This is a genomic window from Streptomyces sp. NPDC089799 (genome assembly GCF_040684755.1).
Lineage (GTDB): Bacteria > Actinomycetota > Actinomycetes > Streptomycetales > Streptomycetaceae > Streptomyces.
In genome coordinates, this window is the sequence record NZ_JBFBGR010000029.1 from 47,230 (window position 1) to 62,863 (window position 15,634).

Genomic DNA, 15,634 nt, shown 5'->3' on the forward strand with positions numbered 1-15,634 from the left:
CACGGGGGAGGTCCCCACTGGTGCGGGTGCGGGTGCGGGTGCGGGTGGTGGGCGGTGGGCGGTCCCGGGCGGCAGGGGTGAAGGGGCCGGAGCAGCGCGGTGGCCTCGGGCAGGGTCAGCGGACGCCGGTCACCGCGCTGTCGGTCACCGGAGGGACGGGGACGGTGAGGCGGTGTGCCGGGTGTGCCGGGTGTGCTGGGTGTGCCGGGTGTGCCGGGTGCGTCGGCGTGGTGGCCGTGCACGTCGGGCACGGAGCGACCAGGTGGCGGCGGACCGTTTCGGGGAAGGCGCGCAGCAGGCTGCCGGCGATGCCGGCGGCGGCGTCGAGGAGGCCGCAGGCGCCGCGGCCCGGCAGGCCGTCCGCCCAGCGCCGCAGGCGCTCGGGGGTGTCCGGCGGGGCCGATCCCCTGACGAGCGCGGTCAGCGCGTCGCTGATCGCCCGCGTCCCCGAGACGCAGACCCCGCACTGGCGGGCGCTCTCCGCCACCAGATGGCCGGTGGCATCGGCGGCGGTGGCCACCGGGCAGCTGCCGGGCCCGAGGAACCGTACGGCCCCGCAGCCCAGGGCGGTACCGGCGGCGGCGAGTGCCTCCGGCTCCAGCGGAAGGCCGAAGCCGTCGGGGCCCACGAGCCCGCCGAACAGCCCGCCCATCAGTACCCCGGCCGCGTCCGCGCTGCCGTGGGCCGCCGCGAGCGTGCGCAGCGGGACTCCGTACGGGACCTCGGTGAGCACCGGGGCGGCCGGTCCGCCGGACAGGGTGACCAGGGTGGTGCGGGCCGTCCGGACCGCCCGGTCGGGCCGGGCGGCGGTGAGCGCGATCCGGGCGAGGGTCTCGACGTTGGCGACCAGGGTCGGCGCGCCGCCGACGCCGCGTTCGTGGGGGCGGGGCGGTTTGGCGGTGGGGAGGGCCGGTCCGCCGTCGATCCGGCGGACGACCGCGGTCTCCTCGCCGGCGACATAGGTGTGCGGGGTCTCGACGACCTCGACGGGCAGGGGCGGTGCGTGTTCGGCGAGCGCCCGGCGGATGCGGGCGGCGGCCACCGGGTCGGAGAGGTAGACGTAGCCGCGTACGGCGCCGGTGACCGCGGCGGCGCGGGCGAGGCCGTCGAGGACCAGGTGGGGTCGGGCCCGGAGCAGCCAGCGGTCCTTGACCGAGCCGGGCTCACCCTCCTCGCCGTTCGCCACGACGACCGGGCGGAGGGTCTGCCCACCCCGTCGGGCCTGCTCGCGTACGGACCGGAGCTTGACGGCGACCGGGAAGCCGGCCCCGCCGCGGCCGCGCAGGCCGGAGGAGGCGAGGTGGTGCAGCAGCTCGTCGGGGCCGGTGGTGTCGTCGTAGCCGCCGGCGGCGCGGTACGCCCCGGCGCCCTCCGTCACGTCCGGTGCCGCGCCGAGCACGGGGCCCGGCGGCAGGCCCGCCGGGTGGCGGATCACGGTCACGGTCGGTCTCCTGTCGGGAGGTGGGCGCGCAGGGTGCGTACCGCCTTTTCGAGCGCCGTACGGTCCCCGGCGGTGCGGTCGTAACCCGCTCCGGGGAGGCCGATGAGCATGCGGTGGTGGTCGAGGACGACCTCGCCGGCGAGCAGGGCCGCGGCGGGGTCGCCGGGCCGTGATCCGGTGGCGACGGCCGTCACCAGGTCGGTGACCTCGGCGAGGTAGCGGAGCCAGCCGTGCCGGCTGCCGCGCAGGACCAGGCGCTCCACGCGCTGCCGTTCGGCTTCCGCCGGAGCCGCACGCAGGGCGGCGACCGCCACGGGCAGTTCCCGCTCCGGCTCGGGGGTCAGCCCCAGCCAGTCGTGACGCCGACGACCGCTCATGCGTGCCTCCGGGAAAGGTGGGTGGCTCCGCCGACCGGACGGACCGGCGGGTGCGGCCCGGGTGCGGCCCGGGTGCGGGTGGGCGGATCAGGACGGTGCCGGGGGAATCCGGACAGTGCCGTGGGGATCGAGACGGTGCCGTGGGGGTCCGGACGGCACCGGATGCATCGAGGCGGTGCCGCGCCGTGCGGCGCGGATCGGGTGCGTACGGCCGACTGCGGGGCCGTACGCCGGCTGCTTCGGACCGGCGAGCAGGGAGAACAGCGAGGAAGGGCCAGGAACAGCGAGGAAAGGCCAGGAACAGCGAGGAAGGGCCAGGAACTGAAGGGACGCACGCCGGCGCAGCGACGGGGGAACTCGCTTGCTGACCGATCGGTCAGGCTGAAACCACGCTAGCTGACCGATCGGTCAGCGTACAAGTCTTGACCCGGCGGAATTCAGCCAGCAATCTGGCTGTCCAATCGGTCAGCGTGGGTCCGGTTGGCCGCCGGGCCCTGCCTGTCCGCCGCCCGGACGACTCGACATCGAACGCCGACACCGACCGCCGCAGCCGCGGCACGGAGGAGTCACCGATGCACCCCAGAGCACCTGCCGCAGCACCCGCCACACCCCTCGACCGGCCGGGCCGCGACGTCCCCCCGCCCGCGCTGTCGGCCCGCTACTACACCGATCCGGACACCGCCGCCGCCGAGACGGAAGCCGTCTTCGCCAAGTCCTGGCAGGTCGTCTGCCACGAGTCCGACCTGCCGAACCCCGGCGCCCGGCTCGCCGCCACGGTGGCCGGCCGCGAGGTCCTCGTCGTCCGCACCGAGGACGGCGGCCTGGCCGCCCACCTCAACGTCTGCCGCCACCGCGGAACCCGCCTGGTCACCGCCCCGGAACCGGCCGGCAAGGCGATCCGCTGCCCCTACCACGGCTGGACCTACCGCCTCGACGGAAGCCTCGTCGGCGCCCCCGAGGCACGCCAGATCCCCTGCCTGGACAAGCCCGGACTCGGACTGTTCCCGGTCCGCGTCGAGTCCTTCCTCGGCTTCGTCTTCGCCAACCTCGACCCCGACGCCGTCCCGCTGGCCAAGAGCTGCGCCGGGCTGGCCGAGGCGGTCGGCCGCTATGCCGGCGCCGACCTCGTACCGGTCGGCCGCGACCGGATCCACGACCTGTCCCGCGCCGAGGTCCAGGAAGCCAACTGGAAGGTGGCGGTGGACAATTACCTGGAGGGCTACCACGTCCCGGTGGCGCATCCCGGGTTGATGCGGCTGCTCGACTACCAGGGCTACACCTGCGAGATCGAGGAGTCCTACGTCCTCTTCGCCTCCCCGCTGCGCGACAAGCCGTCCGCGAACTGGGCCGAGCGCCTCTACCAGCGCATCGCCGCCCCCATGCCCGGTCTCGGCGAGGCCGACCGCCGCGTCTGGCGGTACGCGGTGATCTACCCCAACACCCTCATCGACTTCTACCCCGACCACGTGCTCGCCTGGACCGCCATCCCCGCGGCGGTGGACCGGGTGGCCGTGCCCGGAGCCTTCTACACCCGCCGCGGCACCGGGCTGCGCACCCGGCTCGCCCGCCGCCTGAACATGCACATCGGCTGGATCACCAACGACGAGGACGCCGAACTCGTCGCCCGCGTGCAGAAGGGGCTCTCCACCCCCGGGTTCGAACCCGGGCCCCTGTCCCGGCGCGAATCGGCGGTCGGCTGGTTCGCCGACCACATCCGGGCCGACCTCGGCGCCGCGGAGCACTGAGCCGCCCCAGGGCCGCCCCCCGCCCCCGGCGCCCCCCGGCCCCGCCGTCCCCCTGCCCGGCCCCTACGGAGAGGACCCCATGTCCCCCGAGGCACTTCCCCCGTCCCGCCGCTCCCTCCTCCGCGCCGGAACCGCCGCCGCCCTCGGCCTCGCCACGGCCGGCTGCGGATTCGCGTCCACCGGCGACCCGGCCGCAGCAGCGACCGCACAGGCCCCGATCGACGTCAAGGTCGACGGCGACCTCGTCTACTTCAACTGGGCCGACTTCGTCGACCCGGCCGTCTTCTCCGGCTTCGAGAAGGAGTACGGCGTCAAGGTCGTCCAGTCCAACTACGACTCCATGGAGGGCATGGCCGCCAAACTCAACGCCGGCAACCGCTACGACATCCTCTTCCCCACCGCCAAATGGGCACAGCGCCTCGCCGCCGGCGGCAGGCTGCGCCGCATCGACCACTCCCGGCTGCGCAACGCCGGGGCCGTCTTCGGCGGTTACCCGTACTTCGCCGACCCCTGGTACGACCCCGGCTCCGCCCACACCGTCCCGTTCACCATGTACAAGACCGGCATCGGCTGGCGCCGCGACCGGCTCGGCGACCTCACCGGATCCTGGGACGACCTGTGGAACGCGAAGGCCAGGGGCAAGGTCTTCGTCCTCGACGACCGCGACGAGGTGCTCGGCCTGGGCGCCCTCAAACTGGGCCTCGACCTCACCACCGGCGACCCCGACGGCCTCGCCCGCGTCACCGACACCCTGCGCACCCTCCGCCCCCACCTGCGCGGCTTCTCCAGCGACAGCTACAACAACCTGCTCAACGGCAACGCCGACATGACCCAGGCCTGGAGCGGCGACATGGCCGCCATGCTCGCCCAGGCGGAGGACCCCTCCGTCTTCGGCTTCGAAGTCGCCCGCGAGGGCGCCCCCGTCAACTCCGACTGCTACGCCATCCCCTCGAACGCACGGCACCCCGGCACCGCCATGCTCTTCATCGACTACATGCTCCGCCCGGAGAACGTGAAGAGGAACATCGAGTACATCGGCTACCCCATGCCGGTCCGCGGCACCGAGGACACCTACACCGCGCTCGTCGAGCCCTTCCCGCAGTGCCAGGTCACCGAGGCCGACCTCAAGGCCGACCTCTTCTTCCGCAACGGCACCGCCCGGGGCGAAAAGGCCCGCGACGCCGCCTGGACCGAAGTGAAGGCCGGCTGACATGCCCCGAACCGAGAGCCCCGCCCGGGCCGTGCCCCACCCCAGGCCCGGCCCCCCGCCCCGCCCCCGGCCCCGATCGCGGACCAGGCTGTGGACCTGGCTGCTGCTCCCCGGCACCCTCTGGATGACCGGCTTCCTCATCGCCTCCCTGGTCCTGGTCGCCACCCTCGCCTTCGGCACCACCGACCCCCTCGGCAACCCCCGCTTCGGCTTCAACCCCGACAACTTCGCCGCCCTCGCCGACCCGGCCTACCGCACCGTCCTGCTGCGCTCCCTCGGCTACGCGCTGATCACCTGCGTGATCTGCCTGGCCGTGGCCTACCCGGTGGCGTACACGATCGCGCTGCACGGCGGACGCTTCAAACACCTGCTGATCGCCGCCATCGTCGTGCCCTTCTTCGCCAACTATCTGGTGCGGATGTACGGCTGGTCCGTCGTCCTCTCCGACGACGGACCACTGCTCCGGGCCCTGCGCGCGATCGGCCTCGCCGACGACGGCACCAGGATCCTGCAGACCGGCCCGGGCGTCATCGCCGGCCTGGTGTACGGCTTCGTGGCCTTCATGATCATCCCGCTGTACGCCGCTCTGGAACGCATGGACACCTCGCTCATCGAGGCCGGACGCGACCTCTACGGCGGCCCCCTGAGCACCTTCCTCCACGTCACCGTCCCCGCCACCCGGCAGGGAGCCGCCGCCGGCTGCGTCCTGGTGTTCCTGCCCGCCATGGGCGACTTCGTCAGCGCCCAGCTCATGGGAGGACCCGACCAGATCATGATCGGCAACCTGATCCAGGACAAGTTCTTCCAGGGCCAGAACTGGCCCCTCGGCTCGGCCCTGACCATGCTGCTGATGGCCGTGCTGTTCCTCGGCATGCTGGGCTACCTGCGGCGCGCCCGCAAGGACGAGGCGGAGGCGGTCCGATGACGGTCACCCGGCCTTCCCGGCCCCACCGGCCCGGCCGCGGCGCGGACCGCCGCCCCCGCTTCGCCCTCACCGTCACCGCCGTCTTCTTCCTGCTGCTCTACCTCCCCGTCGGCGTCGTCGTCCTCTTCTCCTTCAACTCGCAGAAGTCCCTCACCGTCTTCGAGGACTTCAGCCTCCGCTGGTACACGGCCTTCCTCCACGACGACCTGCTCCTGGACTCGCTCGGCATGAGCCTGAAGGTCTCCCTGGCCGCCATGGCCGGCTCCCTCGTCCTCGGCGTCGCCCTCGCCCTCGGCCTGGTCCGCAGCCGGGGCCGCCTCGGATCCCTCGCCGGCCTGATCATGCTGGTCCCCCTGATCACCCCCGAGATCGTCACCGGCGTCGCGGCGATGCTCCTCTTCAAGGGCACCGGCATCACCCTGTCCACCACCACCGTGACGCTCGCCGAGATCACCTTCTCGATCTCCTACGTGACGGTGATCCTGCGCTCCCGCATCGCCGCGCTCAACCCGGAGATCGAGGAGGCCGCGATGGACCTCGGCGCCACCCGCGCACAGGCCCTCCGCCTGGTGACCCTGCCCGCACTGCTCCCCGGCATCCTCGCCTCCGCGGTCCTGATCTTCGCGCTGGTCTTCGACGACTTCGTCCTCGCCTACTTCACCACCGGCGTCGACCCCCAGCCGCTCTCCGTGCGCATCTACTCGGCGATCCGGTTCGGCGTACAGCCCACCATCAACGCCGTGGGCACCCTGATGCTCGCCGGATCCATCGCCCTGATCCTCCTCGCCCTCGCCATCCCGCGCCTCTTCGGCCGCCGAGGCGGCCTCGACCTCCTCTCCGGGAATTGACCCCTCCCCGTGTGGGACGGGGATTCCTGGCTCACTTCGCCTGACACCCAACAGGTGGCAGGTCTTACGAGATCGGCACCGGCCGGGTTGAGACCAGCCCGGACGAGCATGACGCGGGCGGAGTTCCTGTCCCTGGGGGACACCGCTCCGCATGCGGTACACGTATACGTCCTTTCGGAAAGGGGGAGTGCGTGCTTGGCTCTCGCTCCGCACCGAGCACAGTCCATGGTGGTGTGCCTGGGGTCGACAAGGTGCACGGTCCGGCCGTGCTTGCGCCCCATCTCGATCAGGGCCCGCTTCGTCGCGGTGATCGCCGCGTCGGCGGCCTTGCCGGCCATGGTGCTCTTCATGAGGAACTTCGGGCGGAAGTCCTCCACGGCGAGGGCGTCGTGGTCGCGGACCACACGCTTGGCCCGCTTACGGGCGGTGTCCTCCCGCTGTCCGGCAGCTTTCCGGGCCACCTTCGCGGCCTTCACGCGAGCGGCACGGTATCCACGTGTACCGGGTTGGTTCCGCGGCGTGGCGCGGCGAGCCGTCATCCCCCGGCAGCGGCCCAGTTCGGCAGCCGCCTTGCGGCCGTGGCCGGCATGGGGGAGGTCGTGTGTGTCGGACGTGGTCGTCGCCGTGGTCCCGACGCCCCAGTCGATGCCGATCACCCGCCCCGTCGGCGGGAGCGGTTCCCCGGAAACGGCCACGACGAACGAGGCGTACCAGTGGCCGAGGCTGTCGCGCTACACACGTACCGACGACGGCGGCGAAGGGAGGCTTCTCGACCACACCACCGTCAGCACGACCCCACCTGCCAGGTGCAGGCCCGTACCTTCGCACGTTGCACTGACAACCGGTTCTGCCATGCAGAACGGAGACGAAGGGAACGTCACCGCTGTTCCGCCCAGTCACCGGGACCAACCCCTCACCGATCGCAGCTCCGGAGCATTGCAGGAGAAGACCGTTGAACTCCACACAGCACCCCCAGTTCCGCCCCGCCGTTCGGCTCGACCGGGTCGGGAAGCGGTACGACCGCGGCGGCCCGTACGCCGTCCACGACCTCGAACTCGACATCGCACCGGGCGAGTTCTTCTCGCTGCTCGGTCCCTCCGGATGCGGCAAGACCACCCTGCTGCGGATGATCGGAGGCTTCACCGACCCCACCGAAGGACGCGTCCTGCTCGACGGCGAGGACGTCACCGGCCTCCCGCCGAACAAGCGCAACGTCAACACCGTCTTCCAGAGCTACGCCCTCTTCGACCACCTCTCCCTCGCCGACAACGTGGCCTTCGGACTCAAGCGCAAGGGCGTCCCCCGGCCCGAGATCCGCGAGCGGGTCGCCGGCATGCTGGACCTCGTCCAGCTCGGCCACCTCGCCGACCGCAGACCGCCCACCCTCTCCGGCGGCCAGCGGCAGCGCGTGGCCCTGGCCCGCGCCCTGGTCAACCGCCCCCAGGTGCTGCTGCTCGACGAACCGCTGGCCGCGCTCGACCTCACCCTGCGCCGCCGGATGCAGGTCGAACTCAAGCAGATCCAGCGGGAGATCGGCATCACCTTCGTCTTCGTCACCCACGACCAGGACGAGGCGCTGACCATGTCCGACCGCGTCGCCGTCATGAACCGGGGCCGGATCGAGCAGTGCGGCACGCCGGAGGACGTCTACGAGCGCCCCGCCACCACCTTCACGGCCTCCTTCATGGGCACCTCCAACCTCGTCCCCGGCACCTACCGCTCCGGCGAGGTCCACCTCGACCAGGGCCCCGCCCTGCCCGTGGGCCCCCGAGCCGGCGTCCCCGACGGCAGCCGGGTCAACCTCTCCATCCGCCCCGAGAAGATCTGGCTCTCCGACTTCGAACCGGGCATGGCCACCATCACCGGAACCGTCCGGGAGACCGTCTACTCCGGCCCCACCACCACCTACCACATCGAACTGGCCCCGGGCGTCACGGTGTCCGTCCTCGAACAGAACACCGTCCGCTCCCGCATGGAGGACCGGTGGAGCGGCGGCGAACGCGTCGAGATCGCCTGGAAACCCGAACACTGCCTGGTCCTCGACTGACACCCGCCCCCACCGGAGGAACACCCCCGTGAACCACGACGTCATCGTGCTCGGCGCCGGACTCGCCGGCCTCGCCGCCGCACGCGACCTGGCGGCGGGCGGCGCCGACGTGCTCGTCCTGGAGGCCCGCGACCGGGTCGGCGGACGCGTCGAGCAGACCGCCCTCCCCGACGGCCGGCTGGTCCAGCTCGGCGGAGAGGTCGTCGGCCGGGCCCACACCGCCTACACCGCCCTGGCCGCCGAACTCGGCCTCACCCTGCTCCCCAGCTATGTCGCCGAGCCCGGCGCCCTCACCCGCGCCACCCCCGAGGCCGTCTCCGACGGGGACCCGCCCCACTGGTTCGGCCCCGGAGACGACGCCCGCCACCGCAAGGCCACCGCCGCCTTCACCGCCCTCGCCCGCACCGTCGACCCCGACGACCCCTGGTCCCACCCCGACGCGGCCGCCCTCGACCGCCTCTCCGTCGCCGGCTGGCTGCGCGCCGAAGGCGCGACCCCGGCCGTCGTACGCCTGTGGGAGATCGGCCAACTCGCCCTCGCCGACGGATCGTACGAGCGGACCTCGCTGCTCGCGGCCCTCCGCAAGCACGCCGCCGTACCCGGCACGGACGACAGCCACTACGCCTACGAGGCGTGGGAGGGCCTGCGCGTGGCCGAGGGATCGGCCACCGTCGCCCTGCGCATGGCCGCCGGGCTCGCCGGGCGGATCCGCACCGGCGCCCCCGTCGAGGCCGTCACCGTGGGCGGCGGACGCCCCTGCACGGTACGCCTCGCCGGGGGCGAGACCCTGACCGCCGGAGCCCTCGTCAGCGCCCTGCCCGTCGGCCCGTTCCGCCGGATCGCCGTCACCGGGGTCTCCGGGGAGCGCCTCGCCTCGCTGCACCGCCAGCGCCAGGCCGTCGCCGCCAAGTTCACCGCCGCCTACGAGCAGCCGTTCTGGCGGGCCCGCGGCCGCAGCGGACTCTCCGAGAACGAAGGCGTCCTCGGCAGCACCTGGCCGCAGGGTGAGGGGATCCTCTCCGCACTCGTGCCCCCCGAGCGCTACGGCGTGCTGCTCGGCATCCCCGCCCCGCTGCGCGCCCCCGAACTGCTCTCCGAGATCGCCCGGCTGTACGGCGACGAGGCACACCGGCCGCTCGCCACCTTCACCCGCCTGTGGGGCACCGACCCGTGGACCCAGGGCTACGTCACCCAGTGGACGCCCGGCGACGTCACGGCGGTCGGCCCGCTCCACGGCACCCACGAACCGCCCTTCTACGTCTGCGGGTCCGACCAGTGGGTGGCCGGCTACATGGAAGGCGCCGTACGCACCGGACGCGCCGCCGCGAAGGAGGCGCTCCACCGTGGCTGACACCCCGAACGGTCACTCCGGCCGCACCGACCGGCCTGGCCCCACCGGCCCCACCGTGCTCCACAACCACATCGGCGGCGCGGACCGCCCCGCCGCCTCCGGCGCGACCATGGACCTGGTGGACCCCGCCACCGGCCGGGTCCACGGCCGGGCCCCCCGCTCCGGCCGCGCCGACACCGACGCCGCCTGCGCCGCGGCGGCAGCGGCGTACGGGCCCTGGTCACGGACCACCCCGGCCGTCCGGCAGCGCGCCCTGCTGGCCCTCGCCGACGCCATCGAGGAGCACGAGGACGCCCTGGTGGCCGCCGAGACCGCGGACACCGGCAAGCCGGCCGAGCGGTTCCGGAACGACGAACTGCCCGCGATCACCGACGCCGTCCGCTACTTCGCCGGATCCGCCCGCAACCTCCCCGGGGCCGCCGCGGCGGAGTACACGGAAGGCCGCACCTCCCTGCTGCGCCGCGAACCGGTCGGCGTCTGCGCCCAGATCACCCCCTGGAACTACCCGCTGATGATGGCGGCCTGGAAGATCGCCCCCGCGCTCGCCGCCGGCAACACCGCCGTGCTCAAGCCCGCCGACACCACGCCCTCCTCGGCCGTGCTGCTGGCCCGGCTGGCCGCCCGGCACCTGCCGCCGGGCGTGCTCAACGTGGTCTGCGGCGACCGCGACACCGGCCGGGCCCTCACCGCCCATCCGGCCGTCGCCCTGATCGCGGTCACCGGCAGCGTACGGGCGGGCCGGGAGATCGCGGCCGCCGCGGCGGCCGGCCTCAAACGGGTCCACCTGGAGCTCGGCGGCAACGCCCCGGTCATCGTCCACGAGGACGTGGACGTGGCGGCCGCCGCCGAGGCCCTCGCCGGGGTCGCCTACTACAACGCGGGCCAGGACTGCACCGCGCCCACCCGCCTCCTGGTCCACCACCGCGTGCACGACGCGTTCCTCACGGCCTTCGCCGCCGCGGCGCGGAAGCTGAGCCCGGAGAACGACCTCGGCCCGCTGAACAGCGCCGGGCAGCTCGCCTCCGTCCGCGCCCTGCTGGACCGGCTGCCCGCACACGCGGAAGTCGTCACCGGCGGCGCCCGCGTCCCGCGGCCCGGATGGTTCCACGAAGCCACCGTCGTGGCAGGCGTCCGCCAGGACGACGAGATCGTGCAGGAGGAGGTCTTCGGCCCGGTCGTCACCGTCCAGCCGTTCGCCGACGAGACGGAGGCCCTCCGCCTCGCCGACGACGTCCGCCACGGCCTGGCCGCGAGCGTGTGGACCGCCGACCACGACCGCGCGATGCGCGCCACCCGCGCCCTGCACACCGGCATCGTCTGGGTGAACACCCACGGCACCACCGTCTCCGAGATGCCCCACGGGGGCGTCAAGCACTCCGGCTACGGCAGTGACCTCTCCCTCTCCGGCCTGCTGGACTACACCCAGGTCAAGCACGTGATGCTGTGATCCGCGCGGGCGCTGGGACCCGCACGGGCGACGGTCAGCCTCCCGCGGGGCCGGTGGGGCCCGTGGGCCCGGTGGGGCCCGTCGCCCCGGTCACTCCCACGGGTCCGCTGGCCCCGGTCGGTCCCGTGACACCCGTGGGTCCCGTCGGGCCCGTGGTACCGGTCGGACCCGTGGGCCCGGTGGTGCCCGTCGGCCCGGTGGTGCCCGTCGTTCCCGTGGGCCCGGTGGCTCCGGTGGGCCCGGTGGGGCCCGTGGGTCCCGTCCGGTTCCAGGTGATGGTGTTCTCGGTGAGGCGGCAGGTCTGGCCGGCTCCGGCGTCGATCACCCGGAGCCCGCCGCCGATGCGCGCGTAGCAGCCGGTGAACACACCGTTCGCGTCCGGGATGTCGGCGGCCGCCAAGCCGCCGAGCACGGTGGCGCTGAGGCCCAGCGCCGCGGCGGCGACTGCGGCTGCCTTCCGGGAGGCCGGGGAGGGGGACATGGAAGCTCCTGGGGGATTCGGGAGGGGACTGCTCCCAAGGTGTCGGGGCCGGCCGCCGGCGCGGGGATTTCCGGCCGGTGCGCCGCCGGGTCCCCCCGTCTGCCCGGCCGAGTCCCCCCGGAGGCACCAAGCCGCGCCCGCCGATGCCGCTCGGGGCGCGCACGGACGCGGTATGGGCACACCATGGAAGTACGGCACGGACACCCGGGCCCCCGGACGGGACGGGCGTGGCCGCGCCACCGCGGCCGTGCCACCCCGGCCGTGCCACACGGCACCGAAAGATCTGGGGGACGTCATGGAACTCGGTTTTCTCAAGCCGCTCTTCAGCCGCCCGGGGCCCTGGGCCTCGGTCTACGTCGAGACCACCCGCGCCACCGAGGACGCGGCGAAGATCCAGGAACTGCGCCATCGCGCCATCGCGGGACAGCTGGTCGACGAGGGAGCCGACGCCTACACCATCCGGGCCGTGATGGAGCACCTGGCGGCCGAGCCCGTCTCGGGGACACCGCCCGGCCGGGCCCTGTTCGCGGCGGGTGCCGAGGTCGTCCTCGACGTCCCGCTGGTCGTCCCGCCGACCGCGGGCGAGGCCACCTGGTCCCTGCTGCCGCACGTGGCGCCGCTGGCCCGGCTGCGGGGAGACGACCCGGTGTGCCTGGTGGCGTACGTCGACGGCACGGGGGCCGACCTGGAGCTCCGCGACGGGTACCGGCGCGAGGCGGTGGGCCGGGTGAACGGCCGGGAATGGCAGGACCGCGGCCACCGCGGCGTCCCCGACGACCGCAACGAATGGCACTACCGCAACAAGGTCGAGAACGGCCGGAACGAGACCGCCGACGCGATCGTCGCGGAGCTGCTCCGGCAGTGGCCGCAGAGCGGCGCGGGGCTGCTGGTCCTCACCGGCGACGCCCGTGAGCGACGGGCCGTGTACAACCGGCTGCCGGACGGCGTGCGGGCCGTGACCCTGGAGGCGGAGGGCGGCAGCCGCTCCCCGGGCGCCCCGGCCGCCGGGCTGGACCGGGAGATCACCCGGGCGTGCGACCGCTTCACGCAGGAACGGCTCCGCCGCACGCTCGAACGGTTCCGGGTCGGCCGGGGCAAGCCGGGGGAGCACCGCGAGTCCTCCGTCGACACCGGGCCGGGGGACGCGGCGGAAGGGGTCCCGGCCGTCGTGGACGCCGCGCGCAAGCACCAGATGGCCACCCTGCTGTTCACCCCGGAGGCCTCCGACGGAGGCCGCCAGGTCTGGATCGGCCCGGGTGCCGACGACATCGCGGTGCAGCGCGGCGAGGCGCGCGCGATGGGCGTGCCCAGGCCCGAGCAGGCACGGGCGGACGACGCGGTGCTGCGGGCCGCCGCCGCGGCCGACTGCGAGCTGCTCCTGGTCCCCGCCGGGATGGGCGGTCCGGCGGGCGGCCTGGGCGCGGTGCTGCGCTGGAGCGGCTGACCGGGGCCGGGTGCGGGCCGGGCCGGCCGGCGGTTCCGGTCGTCCACAGGTTGTGGTCGCCGGGCCCGGCGTGTCGGCGACTGCCGTTAGGCTTCTGGAATGGCCTTTCCGGACGCTTCCCCCGAGATCACCGCAGCGAACACCGCAGAGATCACTGCGGAGATCAGCGCGGAGATCACCGACGCGAACTCCGACGCGAACGCCGACGCGACCTCCGGTGGGATCTCCGACGCCCTGCGGGTGCTGCACCGTGTCTTCGGGTACGGCTCCTTCCGCGGGGAACAGCAGGAGATCATCGAGCAGGTCATCGGCGGCGGCGACGCCCTGGTGCTGATGCCGACCGGCGGCGGCAAGTCGCTGTGCTACCAGATCCCGGCGCTCGTCAGGGAGGGCACCGGAGTCGTGGTGTCGCCGCTGATCGCGCTCATGCAGGACCAGGTGGACGCGCTCAACGCGCTCGGGGTGCGGGCCGGATTCCTCAATTCCACCCAGGACCACTACGAGCGTCAGGCCGTCGAGCAGGCGTTCCTCGCGGGCGCGCTGGACCTGCTCTACCTGGCCCCGGAGCGGCTGCGCACCGAGGGCACCCAGCGGCTGCTCGACCGGGGCAAGGTGTCGCTCTTCGCGATCGACGAGGCGCACTGTGTCGCCCAGTGGGGCCACGACTTCCGGCCCGACTACCTCGCCCTGTCGATGCTGCACGAGCGCTGGCCGGACGTGCCGCGGATCGCCCTGACCGCGACGGCCACCGAGGCCACGCACGCCGAGATCGCCAAGCGGCTGGGGCTGGAGGGCGCCCGGCACTTCGTGGCCAGCTTCGACCGGCCGAACATCCAGTACCGCATCGCCCCCAAGAACAACCCGCTCAAGCAGCTGCTGGAGCTGATCCGCACCGAGCACGAGGGGGACGCCGGCGTCGTCTACTGCCTCTCCCGCGCCTCGGTGGAGAAGACCGCCGCCTCCCTGGTGGAGAACGGCATCGACGCCGTGCCCTACCACGCCGGCATGGACGCCCGCACCCGCGCCGCGAACCAGTCCCGCTTCCTGCGCGAGGACGGGGTCGTGGTCGTGGCCACGATCGCCTTCGGCATGGGCATCGACAAGCCGGACGTCCGCTTCGTGGCCCACCTGGACCTGCCGAAGTCGGTCGAGGGCTATTACCAGGAGACCGGCCGCGCCGGCCGTGACGGCGAGCCGGCCACCGCCTGGCTGGCGTACGGCCTGCAGGACGTGGTCCAGCAGCGCAAGCTGATCGAGGGCTCCGAGGGCGACGAGGCGCACCGCCGGGGCCTGGCCCTGCACCTGGACGCCATGCTCGCGCTGTGCGAGACGGTCGAGTGCCGCCGGGTGCGGCTGCTGGCGTACTTCGGCCAGTCGGGCGAGCCCTGCGGCAACTGCGACACCTGCCTGACCCCGGGGGAGTCCTGGGACGGGACGGTCGCGGCCCAGAAGCTGCTGTCCACGGTGTGGCGGCTGGCCCGGGAGCGGCGGCAGAAGTTCGGCGCCGGCCAGATCATCGACATCCTCCAGGGCAAGAAGACGGCCAAGGTCATCCAGTTCGACCACGACGGCCTCTCGGTGTTCGGCATCGGCGCGGACCTGAGCACCGCGGAATGGCGCGGGGTCGTCCGCCAGCTGCTGGCGCTGCGGCTGCTGGCCGTGGAGGGCGACTACGGCACGCTGGTGCTGACCGACGACAGCGGCGAGGTGCTGGGCGGCCGCCGCACCGTCCAGATGCGCAAGGAGAAGGCCGCCCCGGCCCCGTCCCGCAAGGACTCCGGGTCCCGCTCCGGCAAGGGCGCCCGCGTCCCGGTCGACCTGCCCGCCGCTGCGGTGCCGGTCTTCGAGGCCCTCCGGGCCTGGCGGGCCGCGACGGCCAAGGAGCAGGGCGTGCCGGCGTACGTCGTCTTCCACGACGCCACGCTGCGGGAGATCGCCACGCGTCTTCCCGCCACCGCCGCCGAGCTGGGCACCATCGGCGGCATCGGCGAGGCCAAGCTCACCAAGTACGCCGAGGGCGTCCTGGAGACCCTGGCGGAATCCGGAGCCGCCGACACCGCCGGCGCTCCCGGGGCCACCGGCACCCCCGACGCCACTGCGTCGCCTGCCGCGGCTCCGACCGCTCCGTCAGCGCCCTCCCCCGAGGCCGCTCCCGCCCCCGCGCCCGTTCCGGCACGGACCGCCGCCCCCGCCTCCGCTCCCGTGCCGGCCCCCCGGCAGGCGGCGCCGGTGGACGACGGGCTGCCGCCCCTCGACTTCGACGACACGGAGCCGCCGTGGGACGACTGGGAATAGCCTCCGCGTGAGCCATGATGGGG

At 73.7% G+C, this 15,634-nt stretch carries 12 protein-coding genes and 1 pseudogene; 9 read left to right on the plus strand and 4 right to left on the minus strand.

The annotated features are described in order from the left end of the window. Positions 1-115: 115 nt before the first annotated feature. Both AB0O36_RS27375 and AB0O36_RS27380 read right to left on the minus strand, forming a co-directional pair. Positions 116-1,441: an NADH-ubiquinone oxidoreductase-F iron-sulfur binding region domain-containing protein gene (locus AB0O36_RS27375; RefSeq protein WP_365114867.1), complete on the minus strand. Its 1,326-nt coding sequence runs from the start codon at positions 1,439-1,441 to the stop codon at positions 116-118. Next, positions 1,438-1,818 (minus strand): hypothetical protein, encoded by a 381-nt coding sequence (locus AB0O36_RS27380; protein ID WP_365114868.1) that lies wholly within the window; start codon positions 1,816-1,818, stop codon positions 1,438-1,440. The genes AB0O36_RS27375 and AB0O36_RS27380 overlap by 4 nt, the downstream gene beginning before the upstream one ends. Before the next feature lie 572 nt (positions 1,819-2,390). Between AB0O36_RS27380 and AB0O36_RS27385 the strand changes: the two genes are divergently transcribed. From AB0O36_RS27385 to AB0O36_RS27400, 4 genes are all read left to right on the plus strand, one after another. Beyond that, positions 2,391-3,563, plus strand: coding sequence for an aromatic ring-hydroxylating dioxygenase subunit alpha (locus AB0O36_RS27385; RefSeq protein ID WP_365114869.1), 1,173 nt, complete (start codon positions 2,391-2,393; stop codon positions 3,561-3,563). Positions 3,564-3,642: 79 nt separating this feature from the next. Beyond that, positions 3,643-4,773 carry a spermidine/putrescine ABC transporter substrate-binding protein gene (locus tag AB0O36_RS27390; RefSeq protein ID WP_365114870.1) on the plus strand — a complete coding sequence of 377 codons (1,131 nt, stop codon included), beginning with the start codon at positions 3,643-3,645 and terminating at the stop codon, positions 4,771-4,773. A 1-nt stretch (position 4,774) separates the two neighbouring features. Continuing rightward, complete coding sequence (locus AB0O36_RS27395; protein ID WP_365114871.1) at positions 4,775-5,698, plus strand: ABC transporter permease; 924 nt, start codon at positions 4,775-4,777, stop codon at positions 5,696-5,698. Further along, on the plus strand, positions 5,695-6,546 hold the full coding sequence (locus AB0O36_RS27400) for an ABC transporter permease (protein ID WP_365114872.1): 852 nt from the start codon (positions 5,695-5,697) through the stop codon (positions 6,544-6,546). Before AB0O36_RS27395 ends, AB0O36_RS27400 begins: the two co-directional genes overlap by 4 nt. A 62-nt stretch (positions 6,547-6,608) precedes the next feature. On the opposite strand, the pseudogene AB0O36_RS27405 reads toward AB0O36_RS27400, so the two are convergent. Next, positions 6,609-7,358, minus strand: a pseudogene (locus AB0O36_RS27405) (transposase); the annotation flags it as partial. Positions 7,359-7,498: 140 nt separating this feature from the next. On the opposite strand from AB0O36_RS27405, the gene AB0O36_RS27410 reads away from it, so the two are divergent. The 3 genes from AB0O36_RS27410 (at position 7,499) to AB0O36_RS27420 (ending at position 11,391) form a co-directional block, all read left to right on the plus strand. After that, complete coding sequence (locus AB0O36_RS27410; RefSeq protein ID WP_365114873.1) at positions 7,499-8,593, plus strand: ABC transporter ATP-binding protein; 1,095 nt, start codon at positions 7,499-7,501, stop codon at positions 8,591-8,593. A 28-nt stretch (positions 8,594-8,621) separates the two neighbouring features. Further along, positions 8,622-9,944: an NAD(P)/FAD-dependent oxidoreductase gene (locus tag AB0O36_RS27415; protein ID WP_365114874.1), complete on the plus strand. Its 1,323-nt coding sequence runs from the start codon at positions 8,622-8,624 to the stop codon at positions 9,942-9,944. 109 nt (positions 9,945-10,053) lie between these two features. Then, positions 10,054-11,391: an aldehyde dehydrogenase family protein gene (locus AB0O36_RS27420; RefSeq protein ID WP_365114908.1), complete on the plus strand. Its 1,338-nt coding sequence runs from the start codon at positions 10,054-10,056 to the stop codon at positions 11,389-11,391. Between the two features lie 34 nt (positions 11,392-11,425). Here the strand turns inward: AB0O36_RS27420 and AB0O36_RS27425 are convergent, their stop codons facing one another. After that, positions 11,426-11,872 carry a hypothetical protein gene (locus tag AB0O36_RS27425; RefSeq protein WP_365114875.1) on the minus strand — a complete coding sequence of 149 codons (447 nt, stop codon included), beginning with the start codon at positions 11,870-11,872 and terminating at the stop codon, positions 11,426-11,428. Positions 11,873-12,167: 295 nt separating this feature from the next. Between AB0O36_RS27425 and AB0O36_RS27430 the strand changes: the two genes are divergently transcribed. After that, positions 12,168-13,316, plus strand: a complete 1,149-nt coding sequence (locus AB0O36_RS27430; RefSeq protein WP_365114876.1) for a hypothetical protein — start codon at positions 12,168-12,170, stop codon at positions 13,314-13,316. 99 nt (positions 13,317-13,415) lie between these two features. After that, on the plus strand, positions 13,416-15,611 hold the full coding sequence (gene recQ, locus AB0O36_RS27435; RefSeq protein ID WP_365114877.1) for a DNA helicase RecQ: 2,196 nt from the start codon (positions 13,416-13,418) through the stop codon (positions 15,609-15,611). The last annotated feature ends 23 nt before the right edge of the window (positions 15,612-15,634 follow it).

Excerpts from the sequence above, each read along its gene's own strand:
- AB0O36_RS27390 (WP_365114870.1), top strand. The coding sequence starts at position 3,643 with ATGTCCCCCGAGGCACTTCCCCCGTCCCGCCGCTCCCTCCTCCGCGCC.
- AB0O36_RS27425 (WP_365114875.1), bottom strand. The coding sequence starts at position 11,872 with ATGTCCCCCTCCCCGGCCTCCCGGAAGGCAGCCGCAGTCGCCGCCGCG.
- AB0O36_RS27420 (WP_365114908.1), top strand. The coding sequence starts at position 10,054 with ATGGACCTGGTGGACCCCGCCACCGGCCGGGTCCACGGCCGGGCCCCC.
- AB0O36_RS27400 (WP_365114872.1), top strand. The coding sequence starts at position 5,695 with ATGACGGTCACCCGGCCTTCCCGGCCCCACCGGCCCGGCCGCGGCGCG.
- recQ (WP_365114877.1), top strand. The coding sequence starts at position 13,416 with ATGGCCTTTCCGGACGCTTCCCCCGAGATCACCGCAGCGAACACCGCA.
- AB0O36_RS27430 (WP_365114876.1), top strand. The coding sequence starts at position 12,168 with ATGGAACTCGGTTTTCTCAAGCCGCTCTTCAGCCGCCCGGGGCCCTGG.
- AB0O36_RS27385 (WP_365114869.1), top strand. The coding sequence starts at position 2,391 with ATGCACCCCAGAGCACCTGCCGCAGCACCCGCCACACCCCTCGACCGG.
- AB0O36_RS27380 (WP_365114868.1), bottom strand. The coding sequence starts at position 1,818 with ATGAGCGGTCGTCGGCGTCACGACTGGCTGGGGCTGACCCCCGAGCCG.
- AB0O36_RS27395 (WP_365114871.1), top strand. The coding sequence starts at position 4,775 with ATGCCCCGAACCGAGAGCCCCGCCCGGGCCGTGCCCCACCCCAGGCCC.